This is a genomic window from Deltaproteobacteria bacterium (assembly GCA_028818775.1).
In the GTDB taxonomy this organism is placed as follows: Bacteria; Desulfobacterota; Binatia; order UBA9968; family JAJDTQ01; genus JAJDTQ01.
The window spans coordinates 1-1,026 of the sequence record JAPPNE010000024.1 but is presented as its reverse complement, the minus strand read 5'-3'; the positions used below and the strand labels follow the sequence as shown (position 1 = coordinate 1,026).

Sequence of the window (1,026 nt, the reverse complement as noted above, 5' to 3'; positions counted from 1 at the left end):
TCCTTCGACTTAGCTTAGCTACGCTCAGGACGAACGGAAAATGGCAATCACAACCGTTCGTCCTGAGCGTAGCGAAGCGAAGTCGAAGGACGCCATGACAATCGACGTTCCCTTAGAACCGGAACACCAGCGACTTGATGGTGACCGGCACGGTGCCCGAGGGTTCGAGCACCCTGCCCAGGTCGATGAAGTCGAAGTCGCGGAGGGTGACGCCGTCCAGGGCCAGCACGTCGCCCCTGAGTCCGAAGTCCTGCTTGAGAATGGTGCCGACGAGGCCGGCGAGATCGTGATCGAACACCAGGTAGATGGGGCGTTCCCGCGCCACCGTTTGCGCCAACCCTTCCAGCAAGCCCCGGCAGAACCCGGCGATGCGAAACGCCGCGGGCGGTCCCTGCCACAGGAACACCAGGGCCACCTCGGCTTCGCCCTCCACGAGGTCGAAGGCGCTGAAGTGGCTCCGGATGGCCTGGGCCATGGCGGCCGGATCGATATCGCCGTCGAGATCCACCGGAGGCCGCAGAACCTGCAGGTTCTTGCGCGGCAGCAACGAGTCGTCGGAGCGGTAGATGGTGTTGCCGGACACCTGCACGGTATGTTGCGCGGCGCCCATGACCGTGGCGCGGATGCACTCGCGCGCACTCACCAGGCTGCCGGGCAGCGCGCCTTCGTCGATGCGGCGGCGCAGCGCCTTGCCCAGGGGCGCCCCGAGGTCGCCGTGGGACTCGTCCTCCTGGCCGTACACGTACTCGCCGACGCCGCCGGAGAAGACCACGGCGTCGCACTCACCGGACCCGTTCAGGGGTGGAGTCACCCACAGCCCCTCGAGCTCCGGCCCGGCGCCGTCACCCTTGGCGAGGGTCAGCACCACGTCCGCCATGTGGTCCGCCAGTTGCTCCACGTCGGCGGGACTGGCCCGGTCCCCCACGTTCCAGTCCAAGCCCACGTGGCTCGCCAAGGCTTTGCCGCCGGGCTCCAGCACGGTGATGGTGCCGTGGCCGTCGGTGGCCATCAGCCGTCCGCCCACGT

General features: G+C 67.7%; 1 protein-coding gene. It reads right to left on the bottom strand.

The window, feature by feature from the left end; all coding sequences use genetic code 11:
* Nucleotides 1-112 precede the first annotated feature (112 nt).
* The coding region (locus tag OXU42_01775; GenBank protein MDE0028118.1) for an ethanolamine ammonia-lyase reactivating factor EutA at nucleotides 113-1,026 on the bottom strand (914 nt) is incomplete at its 5' end.